Annotated in this window: 19 protein-coding genes; 12 read left to right on the plus strand and 7 right to left on the minus strand. The window is 67.5% G+C overall.

Translation table 11 applies throughout. The features are described 5' to 3' along the window. Positions 1 to 157: 157 nt before the first annotated feature. Positions 158 to 496 carry a DUF4229 domain-containing protein gene (locus AB0L57_RS26475; RefSeq protein WP_364967432.1) on the minus strand — a complete coding sequence of 113 codons (339 nt, stop codon included), beginning with the start codon at positions 494 to 496 and terminating at the stop codon, positions 158 to 160. Positions 497 to 846: 350 nt separating this feature from the next. On the opposite strand from AB0L57_RS26475, the gene AB0L57_RS26480 reads away from it, so the two are divergent. Continuing rightward, a complete protein-coding gene (locus tag AB0L57_RS26480; protein ID WP_364967434.1) occupies positions 847 to 1,080 on the plus strand; it encodes a BldC family transcriptional regulator in 234 nt (77 codons plus the stop codon). Positions 1,081 to 1,216: 136 nt separating this feature from the next. Next, positions 1,217 to 1,420: a hypothetical protein gene (locus tag AB0L57_RS26485; protein ID WP_364967437.1), complete on the plus strand. Its 204-nt coding sequence runs from the start codon at positions 1,217 to 1,219 to the stop codon at positions 1,418 to 1,420. Between the two features lie 2 nt (positions 1,421 to 1,422). Here AB0L57_RS26485 and dapA read toward each other — a convergent pair whose 3' ends face one another. Then, positions 1,423 to 2,334 carry a 4-hydroxy-tetrahydrodipicolinate synthase gene (dapA, locus tag AB0L57_RS26490; protein WP_364967440.1) on the minus strand — a complete coding sequence of 304 codons (912 nt, stop codon included), beginning with the start codon at positions 2,332 to 2,334 and terminating at the stop codon, positions 1,423 to 1,425. Positions 2,335 to 2,561: 227 nt separating this feature from the next. Between dapA and AB0L57_RS26495 the strand changes: the two genes are divergently transcribed. From AB0L57_RS26495 to AB0L57_RS26515, 5 genes are all read left to right on the plus strand, one after another. Further along, the gene (locus tag AB0L57_RS26495; protein ID WP_364967443.1) at positions 2,562 to 3,962 is read left to right on the plus strand and encodes an alpha/beta fold hydrolase; all 1,401 of its coding nucleotides are present in this window, start codon (positions 2,562 to 2,564) and stop codon (positions 3,960 to 3,962) included. A 62-nt stretch (positions 3,963 to 4,024) separates the two neighbouring features. Then, the gene (locus AB0L57_RS26500) at positions 4,025 to 4,921 is read left to right on the plus strand and encodes a LysR substrate-binding domain-containing protein (protein ID WP_364967446.1); all 897 of its coding nucleotides are present in this window, start codon (positions 4,025 to 4,027) and stop codon (positions 4,919 to 4,921) included. 101 nt (positions 4,922 to 5,022) lie between these two features. Further along, positions 5,023 to 5,679, plus strand: coding sequence for a HEAT repeat domain-containing protein (locus AB0L57_RS26505; protein ID WP_364967449.1), 657 nt, complete (start codon positions 5,023 to 5,025; stop codon positions 5,677 to 5,679). 41 nt (positions 5,680 to 5,720) lie between these two features. Further along, positions 5,721 to 6,734: a MerR family transcriptional regulator gene (locus tag AB0L57_RS26510; protein ID WP_364967452.1), complete on the plus strand. Its 1,014-nt coding sequence runs from the start codon at positions 5,721 to 5,723 to the stop codon at positions 6,732 to 6,734. A gap of 142 nt (positions 6,735 to 6,876) precedes the next feature. Continuing rightward, a complete protein-coding gene (locus AB0L57_RS26515) occupies positions 6,877 to 7,788 on the plus strand; it encodes a UTP--glucose-1-phosphate uridylyltransferase (protein WP_364967454.1) in 912 nt (303 codons plus the stop codon). A gap of 15 nt (positions 7,789 to 7,803) precedes the next feature. On the opposite strand, the gene AB0L57_RS26520 is transcribed toward AB0L57_RS26515, so the two are convergent. Both AB0L57_RS26520 and AB0L57_RS26525 read right to left on the minus strand, forming a co-directional pair. Then, entirely contained in the window at positions 7,804 to 8,448 is a 645-nt protein-coding gene (locus AB0L57_RS26520) for a histone deacetylase (RefSeq protein WP_364967456.1), read from the minus strand. A gap of 91 nt (positions 8,449 to 8,539) precedes the next feature. Continuing rightward, positions 8,540 to 9,202, minus strand: coding sequence for a lysophospholipid acyltransferase family protein (locus AB0L57_RS26525; protein WP_364967459.1), 663 nt, complete (start codon positions 9,200 to 9,202; stop codon positions 8,540 to 8,542). 242 nt (positions 9,203 to 9,444) lie between these two features. On the opposite strand from AB0L57_RS26525, the gene AB0L57_RS26530 reads away from it, so the two are divergent. Further along, positions 9,445 to 10,113, plus strand: a complete 669-nt coding sequence (locus tag AB0L57_RS26530; protein WP_364967462.1) for a DUF899 domain-containing protein — start codon at positions 9,445 to 9,447, stop codon at positions 10,111 to 10,113. 118 nt (positions 10,114 to 10,231) lie between these two features. Further along, positions 10,232 to 10,669, plus strand: coding sequence for a nuclear transport factor 2 family protein (locus tag AB0L57_RS26535; RefSeq protein WP_364967464.1), 438 nt, complete (start codon positions 10,232 to 10,234; stop codon positions 10,667 to 10,669). Positions 10,670 to 10,740: 71 nt separating this feature from the next. Here the strand turns inward: AB0L57_RS26535 and AB0L57_RS26540 are convergent, their stop codons facing one another. Both AB0L57_RS26540 and AB0L57_RS26545 read right to left on the minus strand, forming a co-directional pair. Continuing rightward, positions 10,741 to 11,919, minus strand: a complete 1,179-nt coding sequence (locus tag AB0L57_RS26540) for a helix-turn-helix transcriptional regulator (RefSeq protein WP_364967467.1) — start codon at positions 11,917 to 11,919, stop codon at positions 10,741 to 10,743. Between the two features lie 75 nt (positions 11,920 to 11,994). Continuing rightward, a complete protein-coding gene (locus AB0L57_RS26545) occupies positions 11,995 to 13,155 on the minus strand; it encodes a helix-turn-helix transcriptional regulator (protein ID WP_364967470.1) in 1,161 nt (386 codons plus the stop codon). A 106-nt stretch (positions 13,156 to 13,261) separates the two neighbouring features. Here AB0L57_RS26545 and AB0L57_RS26550 point away from each other — a divergent pair, with 106 nt between their 5' ends. Further along, entirely contained in the window at positions 13,262 to 13,567 is a 306-nt protein-coding gene (locus AB0L57_RS26550) for a hypothetical protein (RefSeq protein ID WP_364967472.1), read from the plus strand. A 262-nt stretch (positions 13,568 to 13,829) separates the two neighbouring features. Then, the gene (gene phoU / locus AB0L57_RS26555; protein ID WP_364967475.1) at positions 13,830 to 14,492 is read left to right on the plus strand and encodes a phosphate signaling complex protein PhoU; all 663 of its coding nucleotides are present in this window, start codon (positions 13,830 to 13,832) and stop codon (positions 14,490 to 14,492) included. Between the two features lie 91 nt (positions 14,493 to 14,583). Here phoU and AB0L57_RS26560 read toward each other — a convergent pair whose 3' ends face one another. Next, positions 14,584 to 15,348, minus strand: a complete 765-nt coding sequence (locus AB0L57_RS26560; RefSeq protein WP_364967477.1) for a helix-turn-helix transcriptional regulator — start codon at positions 15,346 to 15,348, stop codon at positions 14,584 to 14,586. Between the two features lie 101 nt (positions 15,349 to 15,449). Between AB0L57_RS26560 and AB0L57_RS26565 the strand changes: the two genes are divergently transcribed. Further along, entirely contained in the window at positions 15,450 to 16,241 is a 792-nt protein-coding gene (locus AB0L57_RS26565) for a sulfite exporter TauE/SafE family protein (RefSeq protein ID WP_364967691.1), read from the plus strand. Positions 16,242 to 16,259: the final 18 nt, after the last annotated feature.

Consider the following 16,259-nt stretch of genomic DNA (forward strand, 5'->3'; position numbering starts at 1 on the left):
CTACGCGATTGTCGCTCACCGGCCCTCCTGTGCTCTGCGGGACACCCGCACCCGATCGGGCCGACGAGCCACTACGCGATTGTCGCTCACCGGCCCTCCTGTGCTCTGCGGGACACCCGCACCCGATCGGGCCGACGAGCCACTACGCGATTGTCGCTCACCGGCCCTCCTCGCCCCGCATCCTCGCGCGCAGGTTCGCCTTGTCGTTGCGGCGCTTCTCGTCGACGGCGGCGATGCCCTCGTTCACCCGGGTACGCAACTTCTTGAACAACACCAGCGACAGCGGCATCGCGACCACGAGCGCGAACAACAGCGCCACGATCAGCGGGATGTCCACATGCACCAGATTCGCCACCACCAGGATGATCACCGCGATCAGCGCGACCAGTCCCAATCGCGCCAGGGTGTAGAGCGCCAGGTTGCCTGCGAGCCGCCGCCCCGCCGAGGCCGGGGCCCGATCGCTCGCGGCGTCGTCGGGTCGGGATGCTTCACTCACAAGACCAGGGTAGGCGACGCCGGAATACCCATTCCGACCTGCCCAGCTGTGCCGGCGAGACAGCGCACCCGATCCGGCCCGCACGCCGCCACGCGATGGTCATCCACCGGCCGCGTGTGGTTGCGGGACACCCGCACCTGATCCGGCCGACGAGCCGCTGCCCTCCGGCACTCCTCTGCCGAACATGGGTCGCTCCCGGTTCGCTGCCCCGATTACTTCCAATCGAACGTATATCCGTTTTGTCTATTACTTCCCCTTTACCAACGTTAGATCGTTCGAGTACCCAGGGGTCCGAATGTAACTATGTCGCTATCTGATGAGGGATCTGTCGATTACGGAAAGGTTTGCGAATGACTGCGATCACCGCGGCGAGCCGCACGTTGGGTTCCGTCAACGGCCAGGAGGCCCTCCTGACCCCAGGCCAGGTGGCGGCGCTGTTCCACGTCGATCCGAAAACGGTCACCCGGTGGGCTCACGCCGGGCGACTGGGCTCGCTGCGCACGCCGGGAGGCCATCGCCGCTTCCGTGAGTCCGAGGTCATGAATTTGCTCAGGTCGCTGACCACAGAGGCCACCCGCCCCTGAGGGAACAGGGCCGGTCAGCGACCGCTTGCCGGCCCGACCCGGGTGCGGTGTCCCACCTGACACAGCACCGAATCTCACGGTCACCGTGCCGCAGGTACGCACACGGGATTACCCTCGATGTCAGGAGGTGAGCGACGTGGCGTACCTGTTGGCACTCATCGCGGTCGTGGCTGTCGCGGTGCTGTGCTGGAAAGCGTTCGGACCGGGGAGCATGCCCCGAATCGGCAGCGGCCGGACCCACGACAACCGTCGCCGGGCCCTGGGCCCGGACGACGATCCCGAATTCCTCTGGCGGATCTCCCGCCAGCATCGTGACGGTGATCCCGGTTCGGACCGCTGAGCTCACCCCAGAGCGAAGGCATCCATCCGGGCATCGCCGGATATCGACTCGAATGCGGCCAGCGCCGCGACCGTTGCGTCGTGGCCGGCCGGTAGCAACGGCAGCCGTACGGTTGCGCTCGGAATTCGCCCCTGCGCGGCCAATACAGCTTTGACCACGACCGGATTGGGCTCCGCGAACAGGGCACGCGCCGGCTCGACGAGCGCGTCCCCGCAACGCCGGGCCACATCGATCCGTCCGTCACGCCAGGCAGCGACCAATGTCACACAGGCTTCGGTCGCCACATTCGCACAGGTCGGAACGGCTCCCCGCGCACCGAGTGCCAGGAGCGGCGCGGTGAACAGATCATCGCCGGACAACACGGCGGTGCGTTGCGCGGCGGCGGCCAGAAATGCCACCGTGGTCTCGTCCACCGCGCCCACCGCATGCTTGAACCCGGCCACATTCGGCAGCTCGGCCAGGCTGCACAGCGTCGGCGCGTCGAGCGGCCGGCCGGTGCGATGCGGAACGTTGTAGATCACCAGCGGAACCGGGCTGATCGAGGCCAGTCGGCGGAAATGTTCGATCACCCCGGCCGGTGAGGGCTTGGTGTAATACGGCACCACTGTCAGGGCACCGGCAGCCCGCGGATCCAGTGCGGCCAGCTCCCGTTCGGAATCCGCGGTCGAATTGCCGCCGGTTCCCACGATGAGCGGTGCGCCGCGATCCAGGCACACCTCGGCGCACACCTGGACCACCGACCGCCGCTCCGCCGGGGTGAGGGTGGCGGGTTCGGCGGTGGTGCCCAGTGCCACGATGCCGCTCGCACCCGCGTCCAGGGCCTCGGCTGCCAGCCGCGCGAGCACGTCGTAGGCGGGTTCGTCGCGGTCGGTGAAGGGCGTGATCAATGGGACGAAGAGGCCGCTGAAAGTCATACCCGACAGCCTGATTCAGCCCTCGATTCAGGTCCAGTTCACATATCTATCCATAGACATAAGTACAACTTATGCTCACCGGCACTCGGCGGTGCGGCGCGAAAAGTTGGCCGGAATCCGTACTCCAGTACCCCGGAGTGAGGGCGGAATCGGCCCGTAGCGGGATGTGGCGCAGCGGTTTCCGCGGCGAGGGTCGAGATATGCATCCGGTTCGCGATTTATTCTGTGTGCTCTCCGCGGCAGCACTGACGATCGGCTTGTCCGCGTGTGTGTCGACGGCGAGTCCGCCACCGGAACCCGCCTGGCACAGCTGCCGGGAGAACGCCGAATTCGATTGTGCGACGGTCACCGTGCCGATCGACTGGTCGCACCCGGCGGGCGCGACCATCGATGTCGCCGTGATCCGTGATCGCGCCGACGACCCCGCCCACCGGGCCGGAACCTTGATATCGCTGCCCGGCGGGCCGGGGACATCCGGTGTGGACGAGATACTGCGCGGCGGAAAATTCTCGCCGGAGCTGCGGTCGCGCTTCGACATCGTCAGCCTCGATCCGCGCGGCGTCGGACGCAGCCACGAGATTCGCTGCGACAGCGGGCTGGCCGCGCACCAGCCGAACATGGTGCCGGACAACGGTGGCCGGATCGAGGATGCGCATGCCTACGCGAAGGAACTCGCGAACAGCTGCCGGGAGTTCACCGGTCCGCTGATCGATCACATCGATCAGATCAGCGTCGCGCGCGATGTCGACGCGGTGCGCGCGGCGCTCGGCGCCGATCGGATCACCCTCTACAGCCGGTCCTACGGGACGATGCCCGCCCAGGCCTATGCGGAATTGTTCCCGCAACGGTTGCGCGCCGCGCTGCTCGACAGCGTCGACGATCACAGCCTGGACGGACGAGCCTTCCTCGCCTCCGAAGCGCGCGCGGGCGAGGACGCCTTCGACGAATTCGCCTCATGGTGCGATCGGGACGAGCAGTGCGTACTGCACGGTCAGGATGTGCGCCGTGTCCACGCCGATCTGGTCGCGCGGGCCGGCCGTGGCGAACTGTGGGATCCGAATGGACCGATGGATGTGCTCGCACTGAGCCGCGCGGTCACCCAGCGGCTCTACGCCCCCGAATGGTCCCGCCTGGCAATGGATCTGAAAACCATGACCGCGCAACCGAATCACGATCCCGAACCGGTGCAACCCATTCGGCGCTCGGGGCAGCCGAGCCCGATGCCGGCGGTGGCGATGTGCTCCGACTGGCGCTTCGATATCGCCGATCAACAGGATTGGCTACGGTTGTGGCACGAACAGAACGCCGCGTCACCGGTGCTACGAGCCCACTTCGCCTGGGGCGCCGGAACTCTGTGCTCGGGGTGGCCGATCGAGGTACGCAATCCACAGCACCGCCCCGACATCCGGCAGGGCCCGCCGATCCTGGTGATGAACTCCCTGCACGATCCGGCGACCCCGCACGAATGGGCAACCCACGTGACGGCTCTCACCCCGCACGCCACCCTGCTGACCTACACCGGCTGGGGCCACGGTAACTACAGCCGCACCCCGTGCACGACAGCCGTAGCCGATCGGTACCTCATCGACCTCACCGTTGCGGCCGTCGCCGAATGCGCCGCCGGATGAACGAATGCACGTATCTCATCAGATCCGATTTACCCATTCATCCACAGGAATAAGCTGAGCCGATGCTCGATGTTCGACGGCTGCGGTTGCTGCGAGAACTGTTTCATCGGGGCACGATCGTGGCCGTGGCAGAGGCCGTGGCCTACACCCCGTCGGCGGTATCGCAGCAGTTGAGCGTGCTCGAACGCGAGGCTGGGGTGGCACTGCTGAAACGCTCCGGGCGCGGAGTCGATCTCACTCCCGCGGCCCGGCGCCTGGTCGAACACACCGAGGCCGTACTCGCGATACTCGAGCAGGCCGAGGCCGAATTGGCCACGGCTCCGGCACAGCTCGGCGGCGCCCTGCACATCGGCGCATTCCCCACCGCCGTCCAGCACATTCTCCCCGACGCGCTGGTGCGGTTGAGCCGCGCGCATCCACGGCTGGCACTGCATGTCACGGAACTGGATCCGGCGGATGTCCCGGCCGCGCTGCGTGCCGGAATCCTCGATATCGCATTGATCCAGGAATACGATTACGTGCCGCTGCCGACCGAACCCGGCCTGCACACCGAGCCGTTCCTCGAGGAGCCGGTGTATCTGGCCGCGTGCTCGGCGGAACCCTTGGCCGCCCACCATGATTCGCCGTGGATCGCCGCGACTCCCGGAACCCTGTGCCACACGATGACCGTGCGCGCCTGCGAGGCCGCCGGTTTCATCCCTCGCATCCGGCACCACTCCGACGATTTCGGCACCGTGCTCGCGCTGGTGGACGCGGGCCAGGGCGTCGCCTTCATCCCGGAACTGGCCATTCCCCCGGAATCCGAGAACCACGCGACCGCGGTCGAGCTGACCGTCCTCCCGATTCGCCGCCGCACCCGCATCGCCTATCGCGCCGGCACCCGCGACCACCCCGCCGTCGCCGCGGCCCGGATCGCCCTGCACGCCACCCAGGGCACCATCCCACCGGCACAGCCGTAGCCCGCACAGCCGCGTCGACCTCGGCCGCCACCGGGTGTTGCCGGACTTGACCCTGACATTGTGACAAGGTTTCCAATGGTCGGCGAAGGAGGTGGTTACCAGTGTTCACCACCGGTTACGGCGAGCCGGATGCTCGCCTCGTCGCGGCCTTGACCGCATCGGAGTCGTCGGTTCGGCTGCGGGCGGCCCTCGCCGCCGGAACCCAGAAGGATGCGCGGCTCGCGGAGATTCTCGTCGACCGTTGCGCGGTCGAGCCCGATTTCTTCGTCCGGGACATGCTCACCTGGGCCCTGTGCCGGCTGCCCGCCGAGATCACCCTGCCGATGCTGCTGGGCGAGCTGGATTCCGATATCGCACAGGCTCGTAGTCAGGCACTGCACACCCTGTCCAAGATCGGGGACAGCAGTGCGTGGCCGCGGGTCGCGGCGCTGCTGCACGACGCCGACGAGGAGGTCGCACTCAGCGCCTGGCGGGCCGGTGCGGTGCTGGTACCACCGGGCTCGGAGTCCGTTCTGGCGACAGAACTGGCGAAGGAGTTCGGCCGGGGTTCACATTCGGTGCAGCGCAGCCTGAGCCGGGCGCTGGCGGGGCTGGGCGAGCCCGTGGAGCCGGTACTCGCTACCGCGGCGGCCTCCGCCGATCCGCACATCAGAGCCCATGCCGAGGCGACCGGGCGGTTGATCTCGGACCCCGAGAGCGGCTTCACGCTGTCGCTCGAATTCGCCAAACGCGTCGCCGCCACCGGCACGGACAGCTGACGGCGACCCGCGGACGGGCACGAACCAGAGGAGACGATGCGATGTTGATCGGTGAGGTCTCGCGCCGTTCCGGTGTCAGCACCCGCATGCTGCGCCATTACGACCGGCTCGGCCTGGTGCGGCCGACGGGCCGCACCACCGGCGGTTACCGCGAGTACTCCACCGATGACATCCGTCGTCTCTTCCATGTCGAAAGCCTTCGGACACTGGGACTTTCACTCGGCGACACCAAACGGGCACTGGACGAAGCCGATTTCGCGCCCAGTGCCCTGGTCGGGGATCTCGTCCAGCACACCCGGGCACGCATCGCGGCGGAAACGGAACTGCTCGCGAAACTCGAGCAGGTCGAATCGGCCGCACCCGAGCAATGGGACGATGTGCTGAACGTCGTCACACTGCTGCGGGCGCTCGAATCGGATCTGGGTGATCACCGCCAGCGGGCCGCACTGGCGCAGCACGGGGGTGCGGCACCACCGGTCGACGCGCTGGTCGAGGCGGCATTGGCCGAAGAGGATCTCAATGTCGCCGGCGCCCTGCGCTGGGCACTGGCCCGGGCAGGCGATGCCGCGCTGACGAAGCTGGCAGCGGGCCTGGATTCCGCGGACGCCGATCGTCGCCACCGGGCGGCGGTCGCCATCGCCGAGGTCCCGACGGCCGAGGCGACGGCGCTGCTCATCGAGGCCCTCGGCGACAGCGATGTCATCGTGCGGGACCGTGCGGCGCTGGCATTGGGTGCCCGGCAGGTGTTCGATGCCGTCCCCGCGCTGCTGGCGATGGTCGTCGACGGGCGATCCGATGTGGAAGCCGCCGAACTGCTGGGGCTGCTGGCCCGGGACCCGGCTCCGGGCGCGGACATCATCGGGAACCTGCGACACGAACTCGATACCGGCACCGATCCGGCGGCGCGGCTGCGCCTCACCCAGGCGCTCGCGGAAATTCCGGGTACGACGGCACAACTCGGCGCCTTGTCCGGCGACGCCGATCCGGTGGTCGCGGGCACAGCGGCCGCCATTCTGCGCTCTCGAGCCGGCCGGACACGGCGCGGCGGGAATTGATCGTCCGCGTGGCCGGCGTCACGGCGCCGCGCATTCCCATGAAATTCGCAGGTCGCGCCAACGCTGCGCCGATATCGCCTCCCTACCGTCGGTTTCGTCGGGCCGGACACGCCACGACATCCGACGACGAAGGAGCACCGACATGGCACGAGCCGCCCTGGATATCCCGCGCCAGTTCCGCACCGCCGTGGTGCCGGCGGCCGGGCTGGGAACCCGTTTCCTGCCGGCCACCAAAACCGTGCCGAAGGAACTGCTGCCGGTCCTCGACACTCCCGGTATCGAACTGGTCGCCGAGGAAGCGGCACAGGCCGGCGCGGATCGCATGATCCTGGTGACCTCACCCGGAAAGCCCGGACTGGCATCATATTTCGCGGACGACCCGGCATTGGAGAACGCGCTGGCCCAGCGCGGCAAGTTCGCGCAGCTCGACAAGGTGCGCAATGCGCCGAAACTACTCGAGGTCGGCACCGTGGTCCAGCGACAGCCGCTGGGCCTCGGGCACGCGGTGCTCCAGGCGGAACCCGCGCTGACCGCGGACGAGAACGCCGTGGCCGTCCTGCTGCCCGATGATCTGGTGCGCCCGCACGGGGTACTGGACACGATGGCACGGGTGCGCCAGCGCCGGGGCGGCAGTGTCCTGTGTGCGATCGAGGTAGCCGAGCACGAGGTGAGCTCCTACGGAATCTTCGATGTGACCCCGACCCCTCATCCGGATCCCGACGTGCTGCGGGTCGCGGCCATGGTGGAGAAACCCACGGTGGACGCCGCGCCGTCGAGGCTGGCCGCCGCCGGCCGCTACCTGCTGGACCGGGCCATATTCGATGCGCTGCGGCGGATCGAACCGGGCGCCGGCGGTGAACTCCAGCTCACCGATGCCGTGGATCTGCTCATCGCCGAGGGACATCCGGTGCACGTCGTCGTCCATCGCGGCACTCGTCACGACATCGGCAACCCGGGCGGATATCTGCGCGCCGCAGTGGATTTCGCCCTCGACTCCGACGAATACGGCCCGTCCCTGCGCCCCTGGCTGCTCGATCGCCTGAACGCGGCATGAGCACGGAAGCGGCCTTCAGCGCTGCGTGCCCACCACGGCACGCAGCTCCTCCGCACTCCAATTGCCAAGCACACCAGGTCTTCCCGACAGATAGCCCACGATCTCCTCCGTCGCCCAATTGTGCGACTCGGCCAGTCCGGCGGCCAGCATGCTCAGATAGCGAGCGGACGGCCGATTCGGCCGGACCGCCTCCGGCTCCCAGGGCGAGCTGAAGGTCAGCACCGGACAGCCGTCGAGATCGTCCACATGCCAGAGGGTTTCGTAGTGCCCATCCCCCAGGCGCAGGACCCCATGGCGAACGACCTCCGCCGGATCGAACTCGTCCACCTCCCCCGGTTGGCGGTGCATCTCCTGAGCCATCAGATCGCGGAACTGCTCGACGGTCAGCAGATATCCCCTGGCGGCGGCGCCGATCGGCCACGACGCCGGCGGCCGATGCGCGTAGAACGCCACCCCGCCGGTCCAGACCGGACTCTCCCAGGCGAAATAGATACACCCGGGCAGAGTCAGCGGCCGATTGCCCGGTGGCGGGGTGCGATCGCGGAAACCGGGATAGACCCGGGGTGTGCCCGGCGGATTCCCGCCCTCGAGGTAGTAGGCGAACCGGCGTTCGAACAGATTGGAGCCATAGGCCGCGTACCAGACATACTGCGAGCTCACGGCCGTTCCATTCGCGTCGGAGCAGGTGTGCGCACGGCCCGACCATACGGGCGGTGCTGAACTTCCCTGGTGGCCGGGCCTGGGCGACCGCTCATTCCCGCAGTTCCTCGATGCGTTGCCGCAGGTGATCCAGCAACTTGTCCGCATCGTCGAATCCGGCGGGGTCGACGGGCGCTCCGAAGTGGATGGTCACCCGCTGGCGCCGATCGAAGGCCGGTCCGTCACCCCGATGACGTTTCATGGGCAGCACCCGATCGGTTCCCGTGGTCCCCACGGGAATGATCGGAACCCCGGTCGCCAGAGCGAGTTTCGCGACACCGGGTTTGTACGCCTCATGCTCGCCCGCCGCGACCAGCCGCCCCTCGGGATAGATGATCAGCACCCCGTCGTGGCGCAAGATCTGCTCGGCCTGCGCCATCGCCGACTGCCCGGACGCGCTGTCGCGCCGCACCACCGGAATATGTCCGAGCCGCCGGACCAGCCACCCCACCACGGGCCACGACCAGAGCTCCGCCATCGCGAGGGCGATGGCCCGGCGCCGCAGCGCACCCCACAGGAAGACGGCGTCCAGCATCGAGATGTGATTACTCGCCACGATCACCGGACCGCTCCTGGGCACCAGTTCCCGCCCGATCACGGTCACGTGGACGATATTCGACCACGCCATCGTGCGCAGAATGCGCCGCACGAACTTGGTGGTCAGCCATGCGCGCTTGCCGAGTCCCTTGGGACGCCGATCCCCCGGCTCGTCCATTCGTACCCCCCTGAGTGCTGTCCGCAACGACTCCATTTTCGCATCCACCACCGACACGTTCACTCGCGAGCGGATCCCCGCGACATACTCCGAAACGGATGAGCGGACGGCATCGACCCTCCGCTCATCCGACGCCGATCACGTTCCGTACCAGGTGGAGGGCACAACAGTCGTCGGCCGATGATTTCCGTCCGGGCGCACCGTCCCAACTCACGTAGCGGCCGATCGCGAAAGGACGTGCCATGCCCGCACATGAAGTCGGTACCCGAGAACAGTGGCGACGAGCGTACGAGGATCTGCGCACCCAGGAGAAGGAACTGACCCGGCGCAGTGACGAACTCGCGCGCGAACGCCAGGCCCTGCCCTGGGTGCCGGTCACCAAGGAATACTGCTTCGACACCGAGGCGGGCGTCAAAACCCTCGCCGAACTGTTCGACGGTCGTTCCCAGCTGATCATCCGTCACTTCATGCACGGCCCGAAGACACCCGAGGGCTGCCCCGGCTGCACCTTCGAAACCGACAATCTGGTCGGCGCGGTGCCGCATCTGGCCCATCGCGACGTCACTTTCATCCTGGCCTCGCGCTCACCGCTGTCCACACTCGACGAGTACAAGCGCCGCTTCGGCTGGGACATCGAATGGGTTTCGATGGGCGACAACGGTTTCAACGACGATTTCTACGAGCTCATGCGTACGCCGAGCGTGAAACGCCCGCCCGGCGACATGCTCGAGGTCATGGAACTGATGGCGCTGAGCAGTTTCGCCTTGGCCGACGGGCAGGTCTATCACACCTATTCGACCTACGACCGCGGCACCGACGCCCTCAATGCCACTTGGCAACTACTCGACCGCGCCCCGAACGGCCGCGGCGACAATTTCGACAACTGGCCCCGAAAACGCGACGAGTACTGAGCCCGAATGTCTCTCCACTCGGGGCGGCGCGCGGTCGAACAGATCCGGCACTCGTGCCCGCTCGCATTACCCACGAGGTAATCGACTCGCCGCACCCGCGCGGGCAGTGTTGTCGTCCATGAGCGACGAAACGACCACCGCCCGGCGCACCGTCGAGGAACTGCTGTCCCGCATCGGCTCCGGCGATCCGGATGCGATCGCCGAGCTGTATGCGCCGGACTGCGAGTGGAAACTCAACTGGCCGGAATCCGAGCACGGGCGCACCGCCACACCATGGATTCGGCACCGCCCGGCACCCGCCGATGCCGCCGACCACTACCGCACGATCACCGACCATCACGTGCCGGAGGAGGTCGGAACCGTCGTCGATCAGATCCTCGTGGACGGTCCGAATGCCGTGGTGCTGGGCGAAATTCGGCAGACCGCACGCCCGACCGGTATCCCCTACCGGGCTCGCTTCGCTCTCCATCTCACCATCGCCGACGGCCTGATCACCCGCCACCACGTCTACGAGGACAGCCTGGCGGTGGCGCGTGCATTCGAGGCGACCGCCTGAAACCGCCGGACCGGAACAGGACCGATCGGCAGACGCTCACGATCCGATCGAACGCCGCGCCTTCCGCGCTCCTACAGTCCGGCCCCCAACCACGCCGCGAACCCCAAAAGCCCCTCCGACTGCCGCCGCTGCACCTCCGCGATCCCATACACCGTCTCCCGCACCGACGGATGCAACCGCGTCTGCTGCGGCGCAGCAGCGCGCGCCTTGTTCAACGCCGCCAACGCCCGATCCGGCTTACCCGACATCAACCACGCCCGCGCATTGTCCTGCCAGTGATATCCCGCGCGCGGGGCGGCGAGGTCGGCGGGGATGGGCAGTTCGGCGCCGTCACGGGCGGCCTTTCCTGGATCGCCCGCCTCCAATTCGACGGCACAGGAATGTATTTCGACGTTTCCCGGACCGAAGTCGGTGGTGTACAGCGAGCTCTCGGCGGTCATCGGGCGGGCGATATCTCGCGCTGCCGTGATGTGATCCCGGGCGAGTTCCAGCCGACGCCCTCGAGCCGCAACGATCGCGGCCCGCAGATGCCCATATCCCCGCAGCACCCGCTCACCTTCGCTGGACCCCGGTACCAGCAACAGCCCACGCTCGACCAAAGACATTGCCACATCGGTCGATCCGTGCGTCATGAGCAATCGTGAGCGCTTCATGAGGCTGCGCACCGCATAACCGGGATCGTTCGAACGCGCGGCGACGGTGTCGAGCCGATCGAGCACCAGAGCAGTCAGCGATGAGTACCCGAGGCGGCAGCAGGCTCCCTCCGCGGCGATGTAGGCCGCGCACAGCATGTCGTAGGCCTGCGCTCGTTCGGCCTCATCGCGGGCTTCTTCGGCAGCCCCGTGCAATCGGCGAATGAGATCGGGCAACAGGGCAAGAGCGCGCCGCGTCCGGTCGTTGTGCAGTGCGCCCTCGATCGACGCCAGCTCCGCACGCAACTCCGCGAGAGTCGGCGGTTCGAGTGCGCGCACATACGCCCCCTCGGCGAGCACAGCGCGCAACTCGGGCAGCCCCTCCAGTGGACCATCCTCCTCGAGGGTGTCCAGATAAGGCGTGCCCTGCAAGCGATCCGGATCGACACCCAGCGCCTTCGACACTGCCGCGACGAACCCCGGCGAAGCGACCTCGCGCCCCTGCTCCACCGCCTTCACCATCGACAACGAATAGCTGGCCCGAACCGCCAACTGCCGCTGCCCCAACCCCGCGATCTTGCGCTCCGACGCGATCCGCCGCCCCACGTGTTCGCCCATCCACCGAGCGTAGATCGATACGACCAGCCTGTCTCCGGTCACTGCCTCCTCGGGTCGAAGTTCGAGTTGCGTCTCCTAGATCCCCGCCCCGATCCACGAAGCGAATCCCAGCAGTCCCTCGGACTGCCGCCGCTGCGCAGCCGCGATCCCATACAGCGTCTCCCGCACCGACGGATGCAACCGCGTCTGCTGCGGCGCAGCAGCACGCGCTTTATTCAACGCCGCCAACGCCCGATCCGGCTTACCCGACATCAACCACGCCCGCGCATTGTCCTGCCAGTGATGCGCGATGCGGGTCGGTGGCGCATCGGGCGAGTGCGTCAGCTGCGCACCCTCGAGTGCCGCTCTGTGCGGATCGCCGGATTCCAGTTCGATTGCGTGCGCGTGGATTTCGACATTCAGCGGCCCGAACGCCGTCATATACAGATCGGTTTCACCGGTGCGCGCCGCGAGTTCCCGCGCGGAGCCGATGTGTGCCATCGCGCCGCTGTAGTTCAGCGATCGGGCCTCGTTGACCGCACCGGCCAGGTGGGAATATCCGGCGAGAACGGCTCCCGCACGGGAGCTGTCACCCGCTTCGACAGCCGAATCGATCAGCCGCGCAGCCACATCGGATTCACCGTAGTGCGTGAGGACACGGGCCCGCGCCAGCCTCGACAACGGCGCGAAGGTCGGATCGTCGGCGGATGCCGCATAGACGTCTGCCAATTCCAGTGCCGGAAGTGCCAGCGTCATATGGCCCGTGCGGCGCACCGACCATTCCGCGAGCAGGTAGGCCGACGTCAGCAGCGTGTACGCCCGTGCCTGCTCATCTCCGGACAGTTCCCGGATCGCGCCGTGTAACCGGCGAATCAGATCGGGCAACGCCTCGATGGTCTGCCGAGTCCGATCACCGCGGTAGAGCTGCTGTGCCGCAGTCAGATCCGACTCCAGTCGAGCCAGAGTCCCCGGCTCGCCGGCACGCACGAACCTGCCCTCGGCCAGCAACACCGACAGCCCGTTCACCGCATCCGACAGCGGCTTGCCGTCGTTGTACGGCGCTCCGGTGAGCTGCTCCGGCGTGATGTGCAGCGCGCGAGCCACCGCGGACACGAACCCCGGCGAAGCGACCTCACGCCCCTGCTCCACCGCCTTCACCATCGACAACGAATAGCTGGCCCGCACCGCCAACTGCCGCTGCCCCAACCCCGCGATCTTGCGCTCCGACGCGATCCGCCGCCCCACGTGTTCGCCCATCCACCGAGCGTAGATCGATACCGCGCCGGTGTCCCCCCTGTCCCTTCACTGTTCCTCGACGCCCTCACCTGCGACGAATCTGGAACATACGCAGAGGAGGGTCACGATGAGAGCACATCCGACGGCGATGGCATGGATCGATCCGGAGATCAGTACCGCACCGGTCTGGGATGCGGCGCAGGTCAGACGGCTGGCCAGACATCTGGGGTACGCACTCACCTGGCCGGTCCAGACACGGACGGTTCCCTTGATCGACCAGATCCGGACAGCCGATGTCGACGCGGTCGTCCTGCCCGCACCGGACCATCTCGACGCGCTCACGCTCAATCTCGTCATGCATCTGGCCGGTGTCGAAATCGCCTGTCCTCGACTGTCCTTCGCCCGCTGGACGCCGATCGGAGGGCGCGCGTGAACGACACCGATCGAGCCGTACTCACTCTCCTCGCCCCGACTCGGCCATCCGCCCTGACCCCGCCGCGGTGATCGGTCTGACAATCGCTGCCGCACTGCCACTTTCGGTACTGCTGTGGGCAATCTGCTGGCCGACGCCGACCGATGGCACCGTCGAACACGAACGGAAAACACCACCGAGCGACCACTCCGGCGACGCACCCGATCCCGATTCCGCGACACGCGGTTAGCGGTGCGGCACAGTTTCAGCTTGTATGGAAGGTATGCGCACCCAGTATCACGAGAATCTGCGGCAGCTCGCGGAGCTGCTGCACGCGATGTGCTTGCAGGGCCGCACTGCGGTCGAGGCCGCGACGAACGCTGTGGTCGACGCGGATATCGAGCAGGCCGAGGCCGCGATAGACATCGCGGGCCGGGTGGAAACCATGCAGCAGCAGGCCGAACAGGAAGCGATGCGCCTGCTGACCCTGCAATCACCCGTGGCGAGCGAATTACGGCAGGTCGTGAGCGCCATCCAGCTCATCGGTAACCTGCAGCGTATGGGCGCGCTGGCCGCTCATATCGCCACCAGCGCCCGCCGCCGACATCCCGATCCGGTGATCATGGAATCGGTACGCCCACTGATCGCCCGGATGGGCGCCGCGGCGGCAGCCGTCGCCGCGAGCGCCGCCGAGGTCCTCGAATCGGGCGATCCCACCGCCGCCGCCGACCTGGACGCCCAGGACGACATCATGGACCATCTCCACGAAGAACTCCTCGGCACGGTCCTCGCCCCCGAGTGGGCCTTCGGCATCACCGCGGCCGTGGACCTCACTCTCCTGGGCCGCTACTACGAACGCTTCGCCGACAACGCCGTCGAGGTGGGCCGCCGCACCATTTTCCTGGCCACCGGCGAAACGGCGGAAACGTGGAGCGCGGACCAGTGATCCGGACCGCCGGAGCACGTCGGCGAGCGCCGATCCGGTACTGATACCGGAGACGCCCGGTGCGCGACGGCGGGAGGCGGCCCACGGTCGATCAGGGAGCCCGGAAGGCGCTCGGCGACGCCCCCGTCTCCCGCTGGAACATCACCGTGAACGCCGCCGGTGTGTCGTATCCGAGGTCACCGGCCACCGCGGTGACCGTGGCACCCGAGAGCAGGGCACGTACGGCGTGCAGTACACACGCGCGTTGCCGCCACTGCTGGAAGGTCAGGCCGGTCTCGGACCGGAACCAGCGATTGAGCGTTCGGGTGCTGCAGCGCAATCGCCGCGCCCAGTCCTGCGGGGTCGATCCGATCGTGGGCCGCCCCTGGAATTCCTGGCACAGTCGCCGCAGCTCGACGTGCCTGGGTAGCAGCAGGTCGAACGGGGCCGGAGCCAGTGTCTGGAGTTCGCGCAGGATCAGGTCGGCCAGCACACCGTCCCGGCCGCGGGTGTCGTACATCGTTGGCATGTCCACTGCCGCGAGGAGGAGTTCCCGCAGCAACGGCGATACCTCCACGACTCGGCACTGCGCCGGAAACCACGGCACCGCACCGGGTTCCAGGTACAGGCTGCGGGTGCTCACACCCGCCATCTCGACCCGGTGATCGACCTCCGACGGAATCAGCACCGCGCGCCGGGTCGGCACCGTCCACGTCCCGTGCGTGGTCTCGACCCGCATGACCCCACTTGCCGCGTACAACACCTGGGCACGACGGTGACGGTGCGTGACCAGCAGATGATGCTCGGGATAATCCGTGCCGATCGCGAGCACCGCTCGTGGCGTCGAATCGACCTGGTCGATCGGAGTATTGCGCACCGATCGACGGTAATCAGCGCTTGTCGGATTCTCAATGAAATCTGTCATAATTTCGAATGTGCGTCACGCCCTCCGCGCCATACGGTGCCGGAGTGCTCACAATGGTCCTGGTCCTGGTCGTGTTCGGATGCCTGACGGGAGCGACCACACTCGTCTTCGGATTCGGTGGTGGGTTCGTGACCGTCCCCGTCGTCTATGCCGTATCGACCGCCGTCTCCCGATCCGAGGCCATGCACGTCGCGGTCGCGACCTCGGCGGCGGTCATGATCGTCAACGCCGCCATCGCGACCTGCGCCCAGGCCCGTTCCGGGCGGCTGCGCGGCGACCATCTCCGCCCCCTGGTCGGGTTCATCACCCTCGGCGCCGTCGCCGGCGCACTGGCCTCGAATGCCGTGTCCGACCGGGCGCTGCACCTGCTGTTCGCGGCGTATCTGGTGATCGCGATCGCCGATATCGCCCTGCGGCGCGGCTTCATCTCCCGCTCTCATGACCGCGTGGCCGAACCCGAGCCGCTCGGGACCTCGCGGTCGATCGTGGCAGGCACCGGAATCGGCGCCGTCGCAGCATTTCTCGGCGTGGGCGGCAGCGTCCTCACAGTGCCGCTGCTACGCCGCCGCGGGTTGTCCATGGCCGAATCCACCGCCCTGGCCAACCCACTCGGCCTCCCGGTGGCCATCGCCGCGACCCTGACCTATTCCCTTGCCGCACCTCATGATTCCGGACCGCTGGGCTACGTCGATCCGATCGCCGCAGTCGCCCTGCTGGCCGGCTCACTCCCGACCATGGCCCTGATCCGGCGAGCATTACCCCGAATCCCCGATCGCGCCCACGCGATCGGCTACCCGGTCTTCCTGACCGTCGTCCTGTTCGCGATGCTGGCCACCAGTGTTTGAGATCGACGGCTCGACGCA

It is taken from the genome of Nocardia sp. NPDC052254 (assembly GCF_040679495.1).
Lineage (GTDB): Bacteria > Actinomycetota > Actinomycetes > Mycobacteriales > Mycobacteriaceae > Nocardia.

Coding starts and splice junctions, on each gene's coding strand:
- AB0L57_RS26480 (WP_364967434.1), top strand. CDS start 847: ATGACTGCGATCACCGCGGCGAGCCGCACGTTGGGTTCCGTCAACGGC.
- dapA (WP_364967440.1), bottom strand. CDS start 2,334: ATGACTTTCAGCGGCCTCTTCGTCCCATTGATCACGCCCTTCACCGAC.
- AB0L57_RS26500 (WP_364967446.1), top strand. CDS start 4,025: ATGCTCGATGTTCGACGGCTGCGGTTGCTGCGAGAACTGTTTCATCGG.
- AB0L57_RS26510 (WP_364967452.1), top strand. CDS start 5,721: ATGTTGATCGGTGAGGTCTCGCGCCGTTCCGGTGTCAGCACCCGCATG.
- AB0L57_RS26515 (WP_364967454.1), top strand. CDS start 6,877: ATGGCACGAGCCGCCCTGGATATCCCGCGCCAGTTCCGCACCGCCGTG.
- AB0L57_RS26525 (WP_364967459.1), bottom strand. CDS start 9,202: ATGGACGAGCCGGGGGATCGGCGTCCCAAGGGACTCGGCAAGCGCGCA.
- AB0L57_RS26530 (WP_364967462.1), top strand. CDS start 9,445: ATGCCCGCACATGAAGTCGGTACCCGAGAACAGTGGCGACGAGCGTAC.
- AB0L57_RS26535 (WP_364967464.1), top strand. CDS start 10,232: ATGAGCGACGAAACGACCACCGCCCGGCGCACCGTCGAGGAACTGCTG.
- AB0L57_RS26540 (WP_364967467.1), bottom strand. CDS start 11,919: ATGGGCGAACACGTGGGGCGGCGGATCGCGTCGGAGCGCAAGATCGCG.
- AB0L57_RS26545 (WP_364967470.1), bottom strand. CDS start 13,155: ATGGGCGAACACGTGGGGCGGCGGATCGCGTCGGAGCGCAAGATCGCG.
- AB0L57_RS26550 (WP_364967472.1), top strand. CDS start 13,262: ATGAGAGCACATCCGACGGCGATGGCATGGATCGATCCGGAGATCAGT.
- phoU (WP_364967475.1), top strand. CDS start 13,830: ATGCGCACCCAGTATCACGAGAATCTGCGGCAGCTCGCGGAGCTGCTG.
- AB0L57_RS26565 (WP_364967691.1), top strand. CDS start 15,450: ATGGTCCTGGTCCTGGTCGTGTTCGGATGCCTGACGGGAGCGACCACA.